Origin of the sequence: Bartonella rattimassiliensis 15908 (assembly GCF_000278215.1) — a bacterium.
Taxonomy (GTDB): Bacteria; Pseudomonadota; Alphaproteobacteria; order Rhizobiales; family Rhizobiaceae; genus Bartonella; species Bartonella rattimassiliensis.
Map to the genome: position 1 here is coordinate 138,207 of NZ_JH725066.1, position 21,831 is coordinate 160,037.

Here is a 21,831-nt window from a genome sequence, read left to right on the forward strand (position 1 = left end):
TATTTTTTTTAATTATTGCGTAAAAAATTGTAAATGCTTGCGAATAAAAAAGTTTTTTGTCTATCAACTGTTCACTATTCAGATAAAATGCTTACAATTTAAATAAAAAACGATGTAATTAAATAACAATAGGACATTATGGCGTGTATAATACCTTTCATAAAATACTTTTTTTCTCAGAAAGAGAAAAAAGATCATTTTATTAATACAGACTTTCCTCTTCGCGCAATTTATAAAGTACAGGAAGACCTTTATAATTTAGGGCATGATATAGCTTCTGGTAAAGAAATTTTACTCCCTGAATATGAAGGAGTAAGAGATTTTCACAAGAGATTAAATGAAAATGCTAAACTTATTCTTCATGCTTTTCATACCAGTTATTTTGCTGCCCGAAATGATGAGACCATCGCTCCTTCTGCTCAATGGCTTATTGATAATCATTACACTATTGATAAAACCATACAACAGCTATGCCGTAATCTCCCCAAGTCCTTCATACAGCAGCTTCCTCTTTCTACACAAAAAGCGGAAATACCACGCATTTTTGCTTTAACTTGGCTTTATATTGCGCATACCGATAGCAGTTTTTCACAAGAAACACTCACGGCTATGATCAATGGATTTCAGGAAGTTTGTGCACTAAAAATTGGTGAATTGTGGGCTCTTCCTTCTGTTATGCAAATGCTGTTAATCGAAAATGTTCGCCGTCTTTCAGTACGTATCGAAAAAGCGCGGTTTATGCGCCATCTTGCTAGTCAAGTTGCTGATAAAATTTCTCTTGTAGAAAATAAAACAAAATTACATTCTATTTTTACGCAGTATAAATCATTTATTGTTGATTCAACTTTTTCGGCACATTTATTTTATCGTTTGCGCAGTGCATCTATTAATTCAACGATAGCATTAACTTGGCTTGAAAAGCAGTTAGAAAGCGAAGGTAGGAGCTTCGAGATTGCAACCGCCGATGAGCATACCCGACAAGCAGCAGATGGTGTAACCATGGGCAATATTATCCGTACTCTTAAAGTTATGGATGATGTTGATTGGACAGTATGGTTTGAAACAGTAAGTTGTGTTGATGCTATTTTGCGTAAAAGTAGTGATTTTTCTGAAATTGATTCTCACTCACGCAATATTTATCGACAAGTTATTGAAAAAATTGCACGTTTTTCGCCTCTTAGCGAGCTGGAAATTGCAAATAAAGCTATAGAAATAACCAATTCCACTTTTGAAGGTATGCCTCTTCATTCTTCTGTCGGGTGGTATCTTGTCGATGATGGTCGTAGCATCTTTGAAAAGGCTTGTGAATATACTCCACCTCCTCTCATAAAATGGGTACGTGCTTTTTATTGCTTAAAATTGAGAATCATCGCCATCCCTGTTTCTTTTCTGACATTTGCTCTTTTGCTTGCAGTTTACATCTTTTTACAAGTATCTGGCATGCCACCATGGAAGTCCCTTTGCTTTACTCTATTGGCTCTTTTTCCTGCTATGGATGCATCTTGTGCTTTATTTAATACGGTTATTTCGTGGTTTGTTCCATCAAGACAGCTCATTGGTTATGAATATAAAGAAGGTATTCCGAGACATGCACGTACAATAGTTGTTGTGCCTACTTTGATAACCTCACGCGATGATATTGATGAACAAGTGCATAATCTTGAAGTGCACTATCTTTCCAATCCCAAAGGTGCCATTCATTTTGCACTTATTACAGATTGGGTAGATTCTCCGTTAAGAGAAACGCAAGCTGATCTTGATTTGTTGCACTATGCGCAAAGGAGTATTGATAAACTCAATGGTCGTTATCATCGTGATGAATTTCCTATTTTTTTCCTTTTACATCGCCGACGTCTTTATAATAGTGGCGAAAAATGTTGGATGGGATGGGAACGAAAGCGGGGAAAACTTCATGAACTCAATCGGCTTTTAAGAGGCGATAGAAATACAAGTTTTTACCCCGCCAATTCACATCTTCCTATGGATTGCCGTTTTGTTATGACGCTGGATTGTGATACACGTCTTATCCCTGAGAGCGTCACAAAACTTGTTGGAAAGCTTAACCATCCACTCAATCATCCCATTTTTGATCCGCAAAGTGGAAAAGTTGTAAAAGGCTATAGCGTTTTGCAACCAGGCATTATTCCTTCTCTGACAACAGGAAAAAAAACATCAATTTTCCAACGGGTTTTTTCTACCAACCGTGGTATTGATCCTTATGTTTTTGCTGTTTCTGATACTTATCAAGATCTTTTGGGAGAAGGCACCTTTATCGGTAAAGGTCTTTATAATATTGATGCATTTGAACAAGCGCTTGACGGTAAAGTTAAAGAAAATACGGTTCTCAGTCATGATCTCTTAGAAGGAGGATATGCTCGTACTGCTTTAGTAAGTAGCGTAGCAGTCATTGAGGACTATCCAACAGCTTATAATATTGATGTTATGCGTTATCATCGCTGGATTCGCGGTGATTGGCAACTTTTACCTTATCTTTTTTTCTCTCGTCAAATAAGTTTCGTGACGCGTTGGAAAATACAGGATAATTTACGTCGTTCTCTCACTCCACTTATGTGGTTAATCGCAGCATTTGCAGGATGGGCCCTTTTACCATTAAAGAGTGCAATCGTTTGGCAAATATTTTTGTTGTTTAGCATTTTTATTTCACCCATTTTATGTGTATTAAAAACACTTGTTTCATCTAATATAGATCATTCTTTGCGTGGACATTTTCAATTAATTTGGAATAAAACTGTTCTGACAAGCGCTGATATATTTCTTAAGACGACTTTTCTTGCTCATTCGGCGTATTTTATGACTGATGCAATTATTCGTACACTCTATCGTATGACGATTTCAAAACAGCATCTTCTTGAATGGAAAACCTTTGCCACAACAAAATCAATACCTAATAGTTTGCGTTTCTATGTTTTGATAATGGCACCAGCATCGCTTATTGGTGCTCTTGCTATAGCGCTATCTCTCTTTTCTGATATTTTTGTCAGCTTTATTACTTTACCTTTTGGAATAGCGTGGTTTTTTTCACCCCTCATTGCTTGGATTGTAAGTCAACCTTCAACATTTCAAGATAATCTTAATATTTCTTCAAAAGATGAAAAAAAACTTCGTTCTATTGCGCGGCGGACATGGCTTTATTATGCAACCTTTGTTAATGCACAAAATAATTATTTGCCTCCTGATAATTTTCAAGAAGATCCTGAACCTCTTGTTGCTCAACGTACATCTCCTACGAATATCGGGGTTTATCTGCTTTCTATTATTGCTGCACGTGATTTTGGCTGGATTGGTTTTGAAGAGACCCTTAGCCGTATTGAATGCACATTACGTTCCCTTGCAAAAATGGAAAAGTTCCATGGTCATTTTTATAATTGGTATGCAACGGATACTCTCAGACCTCTTTTACCTACTTATGTATCAACTGTTGATTCAGGAAATCTTGCCGGTCATTTGGTAACACTCTCTTCTGCTTTAAGAGAATGGGCTGAAAAACCGCATCTTCTTTTTCAAAGTAATCGAAACGGTTTATCGGATGTTCTTGCTATTCTTGAAGAAACGGTTAAAGAAATTCCAGATAATCAACCCAGTTTACATCCCTTACGCCGAAGAATCGAAGAAAATATCACTCATTTTCATCACGTTGTTCGTACTGTTGTAGAACAAGAAAAGACAATCTCTTCTGACCTCAGGGATTTTTCACGTGCAGCCCACGATATTGTACACTTAGTCGATGAATTCGACAAAAAAATTCAAACGATAGAATCTGCTCGTGCGCTTTCTTGGGTTAAATGCTTTATCGAAACTTGCGACGCTCATCATCGTGATGCAACATCTCATTGTGATACTAAAAAATTATGCAAAAAATTAAACAGATTAGCTATAGCAGCACGGCAAATAGCCTTTGACATGAAATTTGACTTTTTAGAACAACCTAAACGGCACCTCTTATCTATTGGATATCGTGTGCAAGAAAACAAACTCGATGAAAATTGTTATGATTTACTTGCTTCAGAAGCACGCCTTGCAAGCTTTTTTGCCATCGCGAAAGGAGATATAAAACTTAAACATTGGTTTCACCTTGGTCGACTCCTCGTACCCATAGGTTGTAAGGGTGCGCTCCTATCATGGTCTGGTTCCATGTTCGAATATCTTATGCCATCTCTTGTAATGTATGAACCTTTAGGTTCTTTACTAGATCAAACAAATCGATTGATTATTCGTTGTCAAATACAATATGCCCATAAACGGAAATTGCCATGGGGTATTTCAGAGGCTGCATTTAATGCTCGCGATCATTTAATGAATTACCAATATTCTCATTTTGGTGTTCCAAATCTCGGACTCCAACGAGGACTCTCACGCAATGCTGTCATTGCTCCCTATGCCAGCATTCTAGCGGCACAATACGCACCTGCTTGTGCTGTTGCCAATTTAAAACGACTCCGTGATCTTGGAGCTTTAGGAACATACGGTTATTATGACTCTATTGATTTTACCCCTTTACGCGTAAAAAAAGGGGAAAAATATGCTATTGTACGCAATTATTATGCGCACCATCATGGTATGTCTATCCTTGCTCTTAACAATGTCATTTTTCAAGGGCGAATGCGTGACCGTTTTCATCGTGATCCCGTTATTGAAGCAACGCAATTGCTTTTACAAGAGCGCGCTCCGCATCTTATTCCTATTATTCATACCAAAGCTATTAATCGTATGCGCAATAAATCTCAAGTATTGGATGCCGCTCCTTCACGCATTATTACAAACCCGCTGCTTAAACCACGGGAAACTTTGCTTTTGTCTAATGGCTTTTATTCGATCATGTTAACAGCCAATGGTTCTGGCTATAGCCGTTGGCACGATTATGCGATTACGCGTTTTATTCCTGATGCAACAGAAGATCAACAAGGGATTTTATTCTTTCTACGCGATACATGTAGTGGACGGTGGTGGTCTGTGACCAGTGAACCGACACGCGTTATTGAAGAAGAAGCTGTCAGCATTTTTACGGATGAAAAGGCTGAATATATGAAAATGGTTGATGGTATCAAATCAACACTTGAATGTCTTATTACATCTGAAGGATGTGGCGAAGGTAGACGTATTCAACTGATGAATACAACAAACAAAGACTGTTTTATTGAAGTTACCTCGTATGGTGAATTAGCGCTTGCAACAATGGATATGGATTGTGCTCATCCTGTTTTTTCACGGATGTTTATAGAAACGGAAATTGCTGAGGAAGGTAAAACAATTTTTGCAAAAAGGCGCAAACGCTCACCTAACGACTGCGAGATTTATATTGCTCATTTTGTATCCAGTACAACAGATACTCTCCAAGAAACAGAAGCAGAAACGGATCGCTCGTTATTTATTGGTCGAGGGCGATCTATCCGTCGCCCCGCTGCATTTGACCAAAATGCTCGTTTCAGTAACAGTCAAGGTTGTGTTCTTGACCCTATTATGTCATTGCGATGCCGTATAAAAATTCCAGCCCATGGAAAAGCAGAACTTATTTTTTGGACTTTTGCTGCTCATACAAAAGAAGCGCTACATAATCATATTAAACATTATCGACAACCTGATATATTTCAAAAAGAACTTTCAATGGCATGGACGCGCTCACAAGTCGCACTGTATCAGAACGACATCCAGCTTAAAGAAGCTATTGTCTATCAAAAATATGCTACACCACTTATCTATCTTGATCAAACATGGCGTCTTTCTTCTGAAATATTAGCAAAAACGCTTGGAAAACAATCTGATCTTTGGCCCATGTCTATTTCAGGCGACAATCCACTTTGTCTTCTTAGATTAAATAATGAGGGAAATATAACTGTGCTGCATGAGCTTCTTAAAGCACATGAATATTGGCGTATGCGCGGACTTATTGTTGATTTAGTTATTCTCAATGAACAAGCATTTTCTTATATACAAAATACACAATGTGCTCTTGAGTGGGTCTGTGAAGCTTATCGTCACCACATGCAAAAAGGAGATGAACACCAACATATTTTTATGCTTCGACGTGATCAAATAAGTGAACAAAGTTTTAAAACGCTTCTTGCCTCAGCGCGCCTCATTCTTGATGCCCAAAACGGCTCTTTATCTGAACAGCTTAAACGATTTGATGAGAATAGTTTTGATTTCACAATCCGTAAAAATTATCAAGGATCTGCTAATCAATTAGACTTGCCAAAATATGATAAGGGAAGGCAAGTTACAAGACAAACTGAACAGAATCTTTTTACTTCCATTGGTCTTGTTAGCCAACAGAAACCATCCTCTTTCTACACAAATAGAGAAGATCTAAGATATTGGAATGGTTATGGTGGTTTTAATCAGCATAATCATTATGTGATACGTCTTCATGGATATACTACCACACCGCATCCGTGGATTAACGTCATCGCTAATCATGGATTTGGTTTTCATGTTTCTGCTGAAGGTGCAATTTTTACTTGGGTTAACAATAGTCGCGATTATCAATTAACTCCTTGGACGAATGATCCAACGTCTAATCGACCAGGCGAAGCGCTTTATCTGGTTGATCAGCAGTCTTTAAAACGTTTTTCACCTGTTTCTTCTGTAGAACGTGATAAAAATATCGTCTATGAGGCTTGTCATGGTTTTGGCTTCTCAACTTTTAAATCGATACATTCACAAATCGCATTAGAACTGACCCATACACTCGATCCTGAAAAGCCTATTCGCTTTTCACGTCTTATCCTCACGAATGAAGGGGACAAACCACGCAGTTTACGCCTTTATAATTATATTGAATGGGTTTTGGGAAATGTCCGTACAAAATATGCTCCCTTTATTGTTCCCTCTTACGAGGCAAGATGGGGAGCACATTTTATTCAAAACCCCTACCACATCGAAAAATCTCAACAAGTTACATTTTTATCAGCATCCGAAATGCCTACCAGCATGACGACCAATCGCACTGAATTTATCGGAGCAACGGGGACCGTAACACACCCAAATGCGATCTGTAAAGCTGGTGCTCTTTCGAATACGATTGAAGCCGGATGTGATCCTTGTTCAGCATTCGCTTATGATATTGATCTTCAACCAGGGCAAACAAAAGAAATCATCTTTTATCTTGGTAGCGCTAAAAATAGTCAAGAAGCTAAAAAATTACTCGATCAGGCACATGCAAGTAATTTTGAAATTCTGCTCACAAAACAAAAACAGCAATGGAGTGATTTTGTTTCTCCTTTCCAAGTAAAAACACCTGACTCTTCTTTTAATCTTCTGGTCAATCATTGGCTTCCCTATCAGATTTACGCGTGTCGTATCATGGCACGCGCAGGATTTTACCAAGCCAGTGGTGCGTTTGGCTTTCGTGACCAATTACAAGATAGCTTATCTTTGTTATTGCTAAAGCCACAATTGGCACGTGAACAATTGTTAAATGCAGCATCGCACCAATTTCTTGAAGGGGATGTGCAACATTGGTGGTTGCCTGAAACGAATGCTGGTGTTCGTACGCGCATTTCTGATGATATTGTTTGGCTTGCATATGCGACAGCTCTTTATGTCAAAACCACTGGAGATCATGCCTTTCTTGATACGCTCATTCCTTTTATTGAAGGCGATGTCCTCAAAAATGGGCAACAAGATGCTTATTTTCAACCCACTCGATCTTCAAAGGTTGCAACAATATATGAACATTGTGCTTTAGCTTTAGACCTTGCCATTAAACGCTGTGGACCCCATGGTCTCCCTCTTATTTTAGGTGGTGATTGGAATGATGGCATGAATTTGGTAGGTGTGGAAGGAAAAGGCGAAAGCACTTGGTTAGGATGGTTTCTTGGTAGTACACTACAAGCATTTATCCCTTTGGCCCAAAAACGTGGTGATGACAGCCATATGCAAATATGGAGTACATATCTTAAACACTTAAAAAAATCCCTAGAGGAAAATGGTTGGGATGGTGCTTGGTATCGACGTGGTTATTTTGATGATGGAACACCTCTTGGCTCTAAAACCAATGATGAATGCCAAATTGATACCATTGCTCAATCTTGGGCAGTGATTTCTCAAATGGCATCACTTGAACGTCAAAAGCAAGCAATGACATCAATGCTAGAACATCTCTATGATAAAAAAGGCGGACTCATTCGTTTGTTTTGGCCGCCTTTTAATAAAAGTACACTCGAACCAGGTTATATAAAAGGTTATCCTCCGGGAATTCGGGAAAATGGTGGTCAATACACGCATGGTGCTATTTGGAGTATTTTAGCATTAGCTGAAATGGAACAAAACAATAAAGCTTATGCTTTATTTTCTATGATTAACCCAATTACTCATGGACAAAATCCTGAAACTTATCTTGTTGAACCTTATGTAATGGCTGCAGATATTTATGCTGTTGAACCCCGATGTGGTCAAGGTGGTTGGACATGGTATACAGGCTCAGCGGGTTGGTTTTATCGCGCTGCAACAGAAGCAATTCTTGGAATACAACGTCAGGGAGATCTATTATTTTTACAACCACATTTACCTTCTATTTGGCCAAAATATGAAGCAAAAATGAAATTTTATGATGCTGTTTATACCATTAAAGTAAAATGGGGATCTAAAAATATACTCTATATTAATAACAAAAAATATACCGAAGTTCATACAGGGATAAAGTTACAAAAAGCAGGTCAACATGAAATTATACGTATTGTTAAGTCTTAAAAATGGAAAAAAAGAGAAAAATTTTTATTCTTTGCCCAAAATTGTAGAATTGTTATAGTTCTTATAGCGCCTATATTGACCGTATTGGTGGATAATAATTTTAGATTCTATGAGACTGAAAGAAAAAGTTTATGAATCATCCGGATATTGCTAAACGTGTTTACAATCATACTTGGAAACTTGATCCTATTATTCGTTCACTTCTCGATACGGATTTTTATAAGCTTCTTATGGTACAGATGATTTGGGGGCTTTATCCTACTGTCAATGTTACTTTTTCCCTCATAAACCGCTCTAAAACAATACGTCTTGCTGATGATATTGACGAGAGTGAATTGCGTGCCCAACTTGATCATACTCTTAGTTTGCGCTTTACGAAAAAAGAAATGATCTGGCTTGCTGGTAATACGTTTTATGGACGCAAACAAATTTTTGAGCCGGATTTTCTTCAGTGGCTTGAGAATTTTCAACTTCCAGAATATGAGCTAACCAGTAAAGATGGCCAATATATTCTTCATTTTCATGGTTCGTGGGCCCATAGCTCTATGTGGGAAATTCCAGCTCTTGCTATTATCAGTGAATTACGTTCACGTGCTGCTATGAAAAAATTAGATCGTTTTGCTCTTGATGTGCTTTATGCACGTGCTAAAGCAAAAATGTGGAGTAAAGTTGAGCGCCTCAAAAAATTATCTGATATTAAAATATCTGACTTTGGTACAAGGCGCCGCCATTCTTTTTTATGGCAGTGTTGGTGTGTGGAGGCATTAAAAGAAGGCATTGGTAATTCTTTTACTGGAACTTCTAATGTCCTTCTCGCTATGGATACAGATTTAGAAGCTCTTGGAACCAATGCGCATGAATTGCCCATGGTCATTGCAGCTCTCAGCAACAGCGATGATGAATTACGTAGGGCTCCATATCAAGTCTTACAAGATTGGAATCGTTATTATGGTGGAAATCTTCTCATTGTTTTACCTGATACCTTTGGTACAGAAGCATTTTTATGCGATGCTCCAGGTTGGGTAGCAGATTGGACGGGGTTTAGACCTGATAGTGCGCCTCCTATCGAAGGTGGCGAACGTATTATTCAGTGGTGGAAAGAAAAAGGAAAAGATCCACGCGAAAAACTCTTAATTTTTTCTGATGCTCTTGATGTCGATACGATTGAAAAAACTTATCACCACTTCCATGGAAAAGTGCGTATGAGTTTTGGATGGGGCACTGATCTTACCAATGACTTTACAGGCTGTGCACCTCAAAAAGTTGCAAATCTTGATGCTATTTCTCTTGTTTGTAAGGTTACCCATGCCAATGGGCGATCAGCCGTAAAACTTTCAGATAATCCTGAAAAAACAATCGGTGATTCAAAGGAAGTACAACGTTATCTCAATTTTTTTGGTCATAAAAAGCGCGTTTCTAGACCTATAAAGATGTAATTTCCAGCTATTTAAATCGAAAATATTGATCGCCATACTAAAAACGAGGGTTGTTCGTTCTTGCTGGCCTATAAAAATTTCTGCTTGTTGTTGAGCGGATTCCACTTGTTTTTTTGCGCATGCGATTCACCGATATAAAGCTCGATAAGTAAGACTTAAAAATATTCACTACATATTAAAAGAATACTTAACATACCAAGAATCTTTACATGTCTTATATCATTGTCATAAATAACATTGTTTTCCTGCATGATATGATACTATTGGTTTGCATGTTGAATGAGCGCACATAAACATTATAAGTTCTTTTTATTTAAAACCTACTTTTGAATCAAACACAATCATCTCTTTGTATGTCACAAGCAGCTTCTGGTGTGTCACAAACGGAAAGGTTTATGTGGATAAAGAATGCTTTTAAGTGTGAAGTGCTATTGCACATTCTGAGAATTGGTAAGGCTACATTGGAGAATGGCAAATAGCATGGTGACTATCGGTTTACATTATGCAAGGTAAGGATGATGGTGTTCAAATAGATTTTATATACTTACAGGAAATTTTACTTTACTATATATAGGCTGTCATCATAAAATAAGTAAAGCATTTAGAAATGTTTCGTTAAAATTAAGTGTGTAAACAACATGATGTGAGGGGGCTTTTATTTTACGTAAAGAACATGATTTCATAAAAAACAAAGAATGCAATAATATTTTTATTTTGAATAAGCTTTATGCAAAATCGGAAAATTTATTTATTCGTATATCTTAACGAGAATATTTGTATACATAAAGCTCTATTATTTCTTATGAATTATCCTTAAACTAAGAACAGATGTAATCTTAAAGATTAGTATCGTGGATTGCCTTCTTAATTGTATAATAGGTATCAAAAAATAGTATTTTGTAAGCTTTATATTATATCAAGTTCTCATCAAGAGGTATAAAAACAAACAAGACGCTTTGTTAGAAAAAAATAGCTATAACATTAATGGCTTCTTGATATGAATATATATAGAGAGATTCGTACCAGAATTTTTTATAAGATAAGACCTCTCTTTATAGATATAATCTATAATTACTTACAAAGCGGCTTTTTATGAGCGTTTGATATCCATCCACAGTTTTTTGTTCAAAAATTATTTCACAAATATATCATTAATCAATTGTTTTCAAAAAGCTTGTTATTTCATGTGCATTTGGGATATAGAGAGGTTATATCTAAAACTTAAAAGTTCCTATCTCAATAGTTTTTACAAATCAGCCAAAGTTTAAAAGAACATCTAGCTTTTTCTATCATTACGAAGATGGACGCGTTACAATATAAATGGCAATCAACAATAATATAATTGCAACGAATAAAGCAATCCATAAAGGAGGATGGATCATCATGAAAAAAGATAAAAATCCTCCTATTATACTCATCATTGCAAAAATTTTAACAAATGGAGAGATAGCTTTTCTTTCTTCCCATCGTTTAATAGGAGGACCCAAAATACGATGATTATTCAACCACTGATGAAAACGTGGAGAAGAACGTGTAAAGCACCATGAGGCAACCAACAGAAAAGGTACTGTTGGCATAATAGGTAATACCACACCGATAATACCTAATATAACCATTGTCCAACCTGCTATAGAATAGCAGATACGCAGAGGATGTGATATATTAAAATCCTTTTTCATTCTCTTGTATTATTTCCCTTCACGTCAAATTCTACACGAAAAACATTGTATCTATTTTCTTACTGTTAATATATTTGAGCGTACCATCATTCTCTATCATTTCATGTGCAAGTATTTTTGCTATCATAAGTTCCTTGAAACGATCGAATAGTTTACGCAATCTGGTAATCATTTTAAATGATTTTAAAGAATGAGAAGGGATTTTTAAAAAGTAAAAAAATAAAAAGGCTGCAAAATAAACCAATGCAGCCTATTAATTAAGAATGCAGTGTTGGGGGGGGGGAGAATATGTACTGCATCCACTTGCTAGACATTAGGAGGAAAGTAACCTAGCAACTTAATTTCTAATTAAAATAAGCCTAAGAAACAATATATAAAAATGCATGACTGATATGCACGAACTTTACCACCGTCAAGTTTCTTGAACTGTATTTCGGCGAAAGAAGATAGTCATAAAAATAGCAATAAAAATCAATGTCAAAATCAACACAATTGTGGAAGCAGAATCAGATCCGATAAATAAACTGAGATAAATTCCTAAAAAACCAGAAAAAGCTGCAACAAATATTGCGATTATTAACATAAAAGAAAACCGTTTCGTAACAAGATAAGCAATTGCTCCCGGAGCTATCAGTAAAGAAATAACAAGTACAATTCCAACAGCTTTTAAGGCCGCAACAATTGTAAGAGAAATCATCGTTAGAAGGGTATAATGAAGGAGAGATATTGGTAATCCCATTGCACGACCTTGAATTGAATCAAAAATATACAACATAAAGTCACGCCATTTTATTCCTAAAATAAGAGTGACAACAGCAGAAATAATCGCTGTCTGCGTAATATCAATCCAGTTAACACCCAAGAGGTTACCAAATAAAATATGATTTAAATCTAAACTACTATAAATAGATGTAGCTAAAACAAGCCCCAAACCAAACATTGAAGAAAAAACCACGCCCATCACTGTATCTTGTTTTATACGGCTATTGCTTCCTAAAAAACCCGTTAATAGTGCACACACCATTCCTGCAACAAAAGCGCCGAACGTAAGCAAAGTTATTGTAATATTTGCTGGACGCATATGCTGAAACCAAGCAAATGGCAAAGAAGTTAAAAATGCTATCACCCATGGTGTTGTCATATAACCAACAACAACACCTGGAAAAACTGCATGGGAAATAGCATCACCTAACAGTGCCCATCCTTTCAAAATAAGAAAGCAGGAAAGCATTGCCATTGGAACAGAAAGAATTATGACAATAAGCATGCCCTTGAGCATAAAAGAAAATTGAAATGGAAGCAGTAATTGATCAATCATGATAATATCACCCCCTTTTTTGCCGCATTTATACGTAAGCGTGCTGCAATATACCCATGTTTAGGAGCAAAAAGAAAAGCTAATATAAATAGAAATGCTTGAAAAAGTACAACAACACCACCTGTTTGCGCATTCAAGAAATAACTTACATAAACACCTAATATGCTTGTGAATGTTCCAATTATAACAGCAATGATCAAAACATTTACAAAACGGTCACTTAAAAGATAAGCTGTTGCTCCAGGTGTCACAACAAGACAAATGACCAAGAATGCTCCAACTGTTTGCATTGCAGCAACAGTACAAGCAGCAAGCAATGTGAAAAAGAGAATCTTTAAAAACTTTGCGTTTAATCCAATGGCACGCGCATGCGTTTCATCAAATAACGAAACAAGAAGATCTTTCCATTTCAATAGCAATATAAGCAAAGAAAAAAATCCGATAAAAGCCAATTGTAGAATATCTGATGAACTGACAGCTAAAATATTTCCCAAAACAATCGTATCAATATTAACAGCCATTGGTTTTAATGATTTAAGAAACAACCCAAAAGCAAAAAAGGAAGAAAAAATGAGACCAATAATGGTATCTTCTTTCAGTTTTGTTCGTTGATTAAAAAAAAGCATTGCGGCGGCGGCAAGACCACCAGAAAAGAAAGCACCAACTGAAAAAGGTAAGCCTAGAAGGTAAGCTCCTGCTACACCAGGAACAATAGAATGAGACAGTGCATCGCCAATGAGCGACCAGCCTTTTAACATTAAAAAAGCAGAAAGGAAAGCGCAAACACAGCCAACCAATCCCGAAACCCATATCGCATTCACCATATATTGATAGTTTAGTGGCTCAAGCAACCAAGAAATCATGCAACGTTCTCCACTCTTTCAATATTCCCAGAGATTTTAGATTGTTTTCCTTCCATGCCTCTCCCATTTTTTCGCGTACCTTGAAGATCAAAAATATGGTGGTGCAAAGATCCTCCAAAGGTTTTTTCCAGATTTTCCTTTGTAAATATTTTTTCTGTTAATCCAGAAGCTAAAACGGTTCCTTTTATTAAAACCGTATGATCACAAAATTCACGAACAGAACCTAAATTGTGGGTTGAAACCAAGACCACTGCTCCTTCTTTACGAAGATCTTGTAATAGAGCAATGATTTTATCTTCTGTTGTAACATCCACTCCTGTAAATGGCTCATCTAATAAAATAGCTTTTGCTTGTTGTGCTAGGGCACGCGCCAGAAAAACACGCTTTTTCTGGCCACCAGAAAGTTCTCCAATTTGGCGTTTGGCAAAAGCCAACATATCAACGCGTTCTAAGGCAACACGAACGGCTTCATAATCTCGTGCACGGGCATAGCGAAAGAAATTCATATGACCGTATCGTCCCATCAATACAACATCTTCAACCAGAACAGGAAAATTCCAATCTACATCTTCACTTTGAGGAACGTAAGCAATCAGGTTTTTTTTCAAAGCTATATCCACGGGCAAATCAAACATGCGAATTTTTCCTTTTGAGGGGCATACAAATCCCATAATCGCTTTAAATAACGTTGATTTACCGGATCCATTAACGCCAACCAATGCCGTAATAGATCCCTTTGGACTTTCAAAATTCACTTCACGTAAAGCTGTGTGTCCATTACGATAAGTTACCGTTACCCCTTGGGCAAATATTCCACATTCCGTCATTGGCTTTTTACTCCTTCTAATAAAGCATTGCTAATTCGTTCACTTGTGACACGTAATAAATCAATATAGGTTGGTACTTCACCATTTTTCTCACTCAGAGAATCAACATAGAGAACACCACCATATTTAGCTCCTGTTTCTCTCGCGACTTGTTTAGCAGGTGCTGGAGAAATTGTGCTTTCAGAAAAAATGACTTGGATATTGTGTTTGCGAACCATATCAATAACATGCTTAACCTGCTGTGGTGTTCCTTGCTGATCAGCATTAATCGGCCATAAATAAAGTTCTTTCAGATCAAAATCGCGCGCTAAATAGCTGAATGCACCTTCACTGGTTACAAGCCAACGCTTCTCTTTAGGCACTATTTCCAATGCTGCTCTGATTGGATCAATTGTTGCACGAATTTTTTGTTTATAAATTTCAGCATTCTGTTTATAAGTTTCTGCATTTTCAGGATCATATTTTACAAAAGCGTCGCAAATATTATCAACATAAATCAAAGCAGCAATCGGTGACATCCATGCATGAGGATTGGGTTTACCACTGAAAGGACCCTCACCAATTTTAATTGGCACAACGCCTTGTGAAACAACAACACTTGGAATATCTTGGATATTCTGAAAAAACTTTTCAAACCAAAGTTCTAATTCTAACCCGTTCCATAAGATCAGATTTGCACCTTGCGCACGCATGAGATCGCGTGGTGTAGGTTGATATTCGTGAATTTCAGCACCTGGTTTCGTAATTGATTCAACATCAGCAGCATCACCTGCTACATTTCGCGCCATATCAGCAATGATGGTAAATGTTGTAACAGCTTTAAATTTACCAGCATATACCGTTAAATTGGGAGTAAAAAAAATAAAGCTTCCTAGAATCAGAGTAAAAATCTTTTTTATATTCATTAATTATCTCTTTATTGCGAATGATTTGCATTATCATTTAGCAATAACAGTTATCATTTACATTTGCAATGAAGGATTCTGCTAAAAAGTAAATTTTCAAGATCTTTAAAAACAATTCTTTTTTTGCCTTGAATTGGCTTTACGTAAAATGAATTTTGAAAACCTAAAGGGGATTAGTGTGGCATTGGTGACTTTAATAGATCAATCAAGTTATTTAAAGCTATTCTTGGAGGCGATTTTTCAAAGTGTTTCTCAAGTAATGTTTTTTAATTCATGGAATGCATATTATCTCGTGTTTTTAGGAACATTTTTTAATGAGGGAAGGCTATTCACAAAAAAGAACACTCAAAATAGATCATCTATCATGTCATTCATACGCTTATTTTAATAAAAAATCTCTCTTATTAGATCTATTTTACTGCAATATCTATAAGCCATATAACAGGCTATCAAGGGTCTAAGATCCATTGGATACCATCAATTTACTTTATAAAATACCAGCAGCCTGCAGCATCATTTTATTTATCAACGTCTAATACTATCTTATCAATTCCTAATATTATGACAGCCTTCGGCGTTTGAAAACTTTTATAAGAAACATTTTTACTCCTTTTTTATGATTCCTACACAGCCATTCTGCTTGTGATACGAAAATAAAAGGTTTTGATTCATTCAAAAAGAATTTGAAATGGTAAATCTTTCGATACTTTGGACTCTTATTTAATACGCAAGATAATAAATTAATCATTATGAATTAATATATCGTGGCAATATCTTTATTTTAATAAACTCTGTAGATTTCGAGTGTCTAAAAAAATAAAGGAGCACTTTTAAGCGCTCCTATTTTATCAAGTAATCTGACAAAAATATACTCAACGACGAAGACAAGCGCCTGTTGTTTTGGTGACATTGTCTACCACCTTTGCAGCAATTTCCTCTAAGTCTTTATCTGTAAAAGTGCGTTCAATTGGTTGAATAGTAATTTCAATGGCAACAGATTTTTTATCTTCGCCAAGGCTTTGGTCTTCAAAAAGGTCAAAAACCTGCACTGAATGAATAAATTCTTTATCCGCTTCACTAGCGGCACGAACAATGAGAGAAGAAGTAATCGTTTTATCAACGATAAATGCAAAATCACGCCGGACCATTTGAAAAGGTGATAATTTCAAAGGAGAACGACTTTTCGTTATTTTTTTCTTTGGTTCTGGAATTCGCTCTAGAAAAATTTCAAAGCCGCATAAAGGACCACTGACATCTAACTTTTCTAATGTAGCAGGATGAAGCACCCCAAAAAAACCAAGAATAATTTTTGAGCCAAGTTTTATGATTCCCGAACGACCTGGATGATACCAATCGGGTGCTCCAACTTCAACCTGCACTTTCCCAATATCCATATTGCATGCTTCTAAAACAGCCAAAGCATCTGCTTTGGCATCAAAAACATCAACTGCGGTTGCATTTCCATTCCAAAACCGTCCGGCTCCTTCAAATTTCTCTGTTCCGCGGCGAAGTCCACTAGCAACACGTTGTTGTTTATCAGGGGTATCGCCTTCATAAATGCTGGAAACTTCAAACAAAGCAAGATCAGAAAAACCACGATCAGCATTTCGCTGCGCTGCTATTATTAAACCAGGTAAAAGAGAAGGACGCATCACTGACATATCAGCAGCAATAGGATTTACCAATTTAAGCTCTGCTTGACCTCCTCCAAAAGCAAGCGCTTGATTTTCAGAAATAAAAGACCATGTTACCGCTTCTTTCATACCACGATGTGCTAAAGCTAAACGTGTTGCTCGTGAACGAATTTGCACGCACGTTAAAACTTGATTTTTTTCTTCTGCAAAGTTTTCCAAAGGAATAGGTTTAATTTTATCTAATCCATAAATCCTCATTACCTCTTCTACCAAATCCGCTTTACCTATAATATCAGGGCGCCATGATGGTACTTTCACCGCAACGACTTCTCCTTTTCCTTGAATGCGAAATCCAAGTTTTGTTAAAATAGTGATAACTTGTGCAGGCTCTATTTTCAAAGATGTTAAACGTTTGATTTCAGAAAAAGGAAAAGCGATTTGCTTGAGTTCTTGTTGCTGATAACCAATTACTTTTGTCTTGGATATTTCACCGCCACAAAGACGCAAGACCAGCTCTGTTGCAATCTCAAGACCTGTTTCCATAAAAGTCGGATCAACACCTCGTTCAAACCGATAACGTGCGTCACTGATAAGATTTAACGATCGCCCTGTTTGTGCAATGCTTTGCGCGTCCCAAAGCGCTGATTCAATAATAACGCGCTGTGTTGTCTCATCACAACTTGTTCTTTCACCGCCCATGATACCGGCAATCGAAACAACACCTTCTTCATCTGCAATGACACAATCCTGAACGTTCAAATGATAGGTTTTTCCGTTAAGTGCTTGAAGTTTTTCCCCTTCATAAGCACAACGTATACACAAATTACCTTTAATTTTGTCTGCATCAAAAACATGAAGTGGACGACCGAGGTCAAAACTTATATAATTTGTCATATCAACAAGTGCATTAACCGGTCTTAAACCAATTGCACTTAAACGCTGTTGCATCCATTGTGGTGCTTCGCCATTTTGAACATTGCGTACTTCACGCCAAGCAAAGCCTAAGCATAACGATGAATCTCGCGAAAAATCTAATGTAACGCCGAGAGGTGTGTCAAAGGAAGCTTCAAATTTTGGTAAAGACAGTTCTTTTAATTGTCCGATCCCAGTAGCGGCAAGATCACGTGCAATACCACGAACACCTGTACAATCAGAGCGATTGGGGGTTAAACCAATATCAATAATTGGATCATCTAAACCAGCATAAGCTGCAAATAGACCTCCAATAGGACTATCTTCTGGAAGTTCGATAATTCCATCATGCTCACTTGATAACTCAAGCTCTGCTTGCGAACACATCATTCCAAAACTTTCAATACCGCGGATTTTTCCTACAGATAATGTTACATCGAGTCCTGGAACGTAAGTGCCTGGTAAAGCAAGAACACCAACAAGGCCTTCCCGCGCATTTGGTGCTCCACAGACAACTTGAATAGGTGTATCGGTTCCCGTATCAACTGATAGAATCTGGAGTTTATCGGCATCAGGATGTTTTATTGCTGTTAAAACTTTTGCAATTACAAAACCATTTAAAGAAGATCGATTATCAATGTGATCAACCTCAAGACCTATAGCTGTTAGTTTCTCACAAATTTCATCTAAAGATGCATTTGTCTCTAAGTGATCTTTTAACCACGACAATGTAAATTTCATTTTAAAACCTCACATGAAAGCGATGATAAGATCACACATTTCTATTCGGAAAAAAAGCAGGCATATCAAAGCAACGAAAGCCATAATGGTCTAACCAACGCAAATCAGCGTCAAAAAAAGCCCGCAAATCAGGCATACCGTATTTCAACATGGCAATACGATCAATGCCCATTCCCCATGCAAAGCCTTGATATTCATCCGGATCTAAACCAACATTTTTCAATACATGAGGATGCACCATTCCGCATCCTAAAATTTCCAACCAATCCTGTCCTTCGCCAAACTTTACTTCTGAACCAGAACGATCACATTGAATATCCACTTCCATAGATGGTTCAGTAAAAGGGAAAAAAGAAGGACGAAAACGCATTTTTACAGAGGGAACTTCAAAAAATTCTTTACAAAAGGTCTCATGTAGCCACATCATATGGGCAATGGTGGAGGTTTTATCAATGACAAGACCTTCAACCTGATGAAACATGGGAGAATGCGTTGCATCCGAATCCATACGATAAGTTTTTCCAGGAATAATGATACGGATCGGTGCTTGTTGTTTTTCTAGTGTACGAATTTGTACAGGTGATGTATGAGTCCGCAATAATTTTCGCTCTCCCATTTTATCACCATCAAAAAAGAAGGTATCATGCATTTCACGTGCTGGATGCCCTTCAGGAAAATTCAAAGCCGTAAAATTGTAATAATCTGTTTCAATATCAGGTCCTTCTGCAAGAGAAAAACCTAACTTTGTATAAATAGCAATAATTTCCTCAATCACCTGCGAAATAGGATGAATACGACCCCGTTCTATAGGTGAAGAACGAACAGGTAAGGTAACATCGACTGTTTCATGAAAGAGACGAGCATCCATTGCTTGTCTTTTCAAAAGATCACGCTTTCGTGCCCATAACTCTAAAATACGATTTTTTAGTCCATTGAGAACTGGTCCAACTTTATGACGTTCGTTAGCATCCATTTTTCCTAATTCTTTTAATTTTTCAGAGATGCTCCCTTTTTTGCCTAATGCTGTGATACGTACTGCTTCAAGTGCCTGTTCATCACCCGCTGCTTCTATTGCTAAACAAATTTCTTGTTCCAGACGTTCAATATCATTCATATTTTTGCCTATTTTTTAATAAAGAAAAACCCGCACTTGCAATAGCCAGCACGGGACCTCGGATAAATGAATGCTTTAAGAGAACACGACTGGCTTATTTTACAGCGCCTTCAAAAGCATTAGGTGTTGTATCTTTCAAATATTCCAAAGCCTTTTTTGCTGCAGCTACTAAAGTAGAAAATACTTCCGTTTCGTGGATTGCTATATCTGAAAGAATTTTACGATCAACTTCAATACCCGCTTTCGATAAACCATCAATAAAGCGTCCATAAGTTAAACCCTCTGCACGGACAGCAGCATTAATTCTCTGAATCCATAAAGCACGGAAAGTACGTTTCCTATTTTTACGGTCACGATAAGCATATTGCTTTGAACGATCAACTGCTGCCTTAGCGGCACGAATGGTATTTTTACGTCGACCGTAAAAACCTTCAGCCTGTTTAAGAACTTTTTTGTGTTTAGCGTGTGCTGTCACACCTCTTTTCACACGTGCCATGTTATAATCTCCTCAAAAATCAAAAGCGTAAGGTTTAAATACCATTCGGCAAGTAATGCTGAACGACTTTTTTAGCATCTTGCTCACATAGAACCATTGTTCCACGGGCATCACGAATAAACTTATTCGAACGCTTAATCATGCCGTGGCGCTTACCTGCAGCTGTTACTTTAACTTTTCCTGACGCAGTGATTTTAAACCGCTTTTTAGCGGATGATTTGGTCTTCATCTTGGGCATTTTGCTACTCCATACATTAATTTATTCAATCAAAAACTTCATTGAATCAAGCGGACCAACACTTGAACAAGCATTTAAACAGCCACGGCATGCCCTGCCGGGCGGTTTCATTTAAAATGCTCTCATAAGCCAGTATACACAAAATAGCAAGACCGTATTACAAAAAAGTTGGAGCTCCATTTCCTTGAATCTCGACCAAAGGTGCTGGAATAGAATTTGTTTTGCTTGCGGCTTTACATAAATCAGCAATAATGCATTGTGTACATTGTGCTTTACGTGCCTGACAAATATAGCGTCCATGTAAAATCAGCCAATGATGCGCATGCCGAAGATAATGGATTGGTATAATTTTTAATAATTTTTTTTCTACAATCTCTGGTGTTTTTCCGGGCGCTAAGCCAAGACGATTGCTTAAGCGGAAAATATGTGTATCTACTGCCAAGGTAGGTTGAGCAAAAGCAACATTCAAGACAACATTGGCTGTTTTTCGTCCTACGCCAGGAAGAGCCATAAGTGCTTCACGCGTATCAGGGACTTGACCGCCATATTGATCAATTAAGCAGTTGCAAAGTGCATAAACATTGCGTGCTTTTGCACGCCAAAGACCAATTGAACGAATATGATGCGCTATTTCTTCTTCCCCTAATGCAACCATTTTTTCCGGTTGATCAGCAAGGCGAAATAATTCTTTTGTCGCTTTATTAACGCTTACATCTGTTGCTTGAGCCGAAAGTACAACGGCAATCAAAAGCGTAAAAGTGTTTGTATAGATAAGATCACTTTTAGGCGTCGGACGCTGCACAGAAAAACGGCGAAATATTTCTGTAATTTCATCTTCATTATATAACGTACCAGATAAATTTCGCGTTTTTGACAATTTTATGGTACTTTGAGACATTGAACTCTCTTAATTTTCTCTCTTGAAGTTATCATTCACGCTTGCCATATGAGAGGAATGC

At 37.2% G+C, this 21,831-nt stretch carries 12 protein-coding genes; 2 read left to right on the top strand and 10 right to left on the bottom strand.

The window, feature by feature from the left end; all coding sequences use genetic code 11:
* The first annotated feature begins 138 nt into the window (after positions 1–138).
* Together MCY_RS05260 and pncB are read left to right on the top strand one after the other, a co-directional pair.
* Entirely contained in the window at positions 139–8,709 is an 8,571-nt protein-coding gene (locus MCY_RS05260) for a glycoside hydrolase family 94 protein (protein WP_007347338.1), read from the top strand.
* Positions 8,710–8,840: 131 nt separating this feature from the next.
* Positions 8,841–10,145, top strand: coding sequence for a nicotinate phosphoribosyltransferase (gene pncB, locus MCY_RS05265; RefSeq protein ID WP_007347339.1), 1,305 nt, complete (start codon positions 8,841–8,843; stop codon positions 10,143–10,145).
* Positions 10,146–11,437: 1,292 nt separating this feature from the next.
* Here the strand turns inward: pncB and MCY_RS05270 are convergent.
* The 10 genes from MCY_RS05270 to nth form a co-directional block, all read right to left on the bottom strand.
* On the bottom strand, positions 11,438–11,824 hold the full coding sequence (locus MCY_RS05270; RefSeq protein ID WP_019224200.1) for a YbaN family protein: 387 nt from the start codon (positions 11,822–11,824) through the stop codon (positions 11,438–11,440).
* A 412-nt stretch (positions 11,825–12,236) separates the two neighbouring features.
* The gene (locus MCY_RS05275; RefSeq protein WP_007347341.1) at positions 12,237–13,142 is read right to left on the bottom strand and encodes a metal ABC transporter permease; all 906 of its coding nucleotides are present in this window, start codon (positions 13,140–13,142) and stop codon (positions 12,237–12,239) included.
* Positions 13,139–14,005, bottom strand: a complete 867-nt coding sequence (locus MCY_RS05280; protein WP_007347342.1) for a metal ABC transporter permease — start codon at positions 14,003–14,005, stop codon at positions 13,139–13,141. The genes MCY_RS05275 and MCY_RS05280 overlap by 4 nt, the downstream gene beginning before the upstream one ends.
* Complete coding sequence (locus MCY_RS05285; RefSeq protein ID WP_007347343.1) at positions 14,002–14,832, bottom strand: manganese/iron ABC transporter ATP-binding protein; 831 nt, start codon at positions 14,830–14,832, stop codon at positions 14,002–14,004. Before MCY_RS05285 ends, MCY_RS05280 begins: the two co-directional genes overlap by 4 nt.
* On the bottom strand, positions 14,829–15,737 hold the full coding sequence (locus MCY_RS05290; RefSeq protein WP_007347344.1) for a metal ABC transporter substrate-binding protein: 909 nt from the start codon (positions 15,735–15,737) through the stop codon (positions 14,829–14,831). Before MCY_RS05290 ends, MCY_RS05285 begins: the two co-directional genes overlap by 4 nt.
* Positions 15,738–16,609: 872 nt before the next feature.
* Positions 16,610–19,024, bottom strand: coding sequence for a phenylalanine--tRNA ligase subunit beta (gene pheT, locus MCY_RS05295; RefSeq protein ID WP_007347345.1), 2,415 nt, complete (start codon positions 19,022–19,024; stop codon positions 16,610–16,612).
* A gap of 31 nt (positions 19,025–19,055) precedes the next feature.
* Positions 19,056–20,138, bottom strand: a complete 1,083-nt coding sequence (gene pheS / locus MCY_RS05300) for a phenylalanine--tRNA ligase subunit alpha (RefSeq protein WP_007347346.1) — start codon at positions 20,136–20,138, stop codon at positions 19,056–19,058.
* A gap of 94 nt (positions 20,139–20,232) precedes the next feature.
* On the bottom strand, positions 20,233–20,634 hold the full coding sequence (gene rplT, locus MCY_RS05305; RefSeq protein ID WP_007347347.1) for a 50S ribosomal protein L20: 402 nt from the start codon (positions 20,632–20,634) through the stop codon (positions 20,233–20,235).
* A 34-nt stretch (positions 20,635–20,668) separates the two neighbouring features.
* Positions 20,669–20,872, bottom strand: coding sequence for a 50S ribosomal protein L35 (gene rpmI / locus MCY_RS05310; RefSeq protein WP_007347348.1), 204 nt, complete (start codon positions 20,870–20,872; stop codon positions 20,669–20,671).
* A 157-nt stretch (positions 20,873–21,029) separates the two neighbouring features.
* A complete protein-coding gene (gene nth, locus MCY_RS05315) occupies positions 21,030–21,770 on the bottom strand; it encodes an endonuclease III (RefSeq protein WP_007347349.1) in 741 nt (246 codons plus the stop codon).
* Positions 21,771–21,831: the final 61 nt, after the last annotated feature.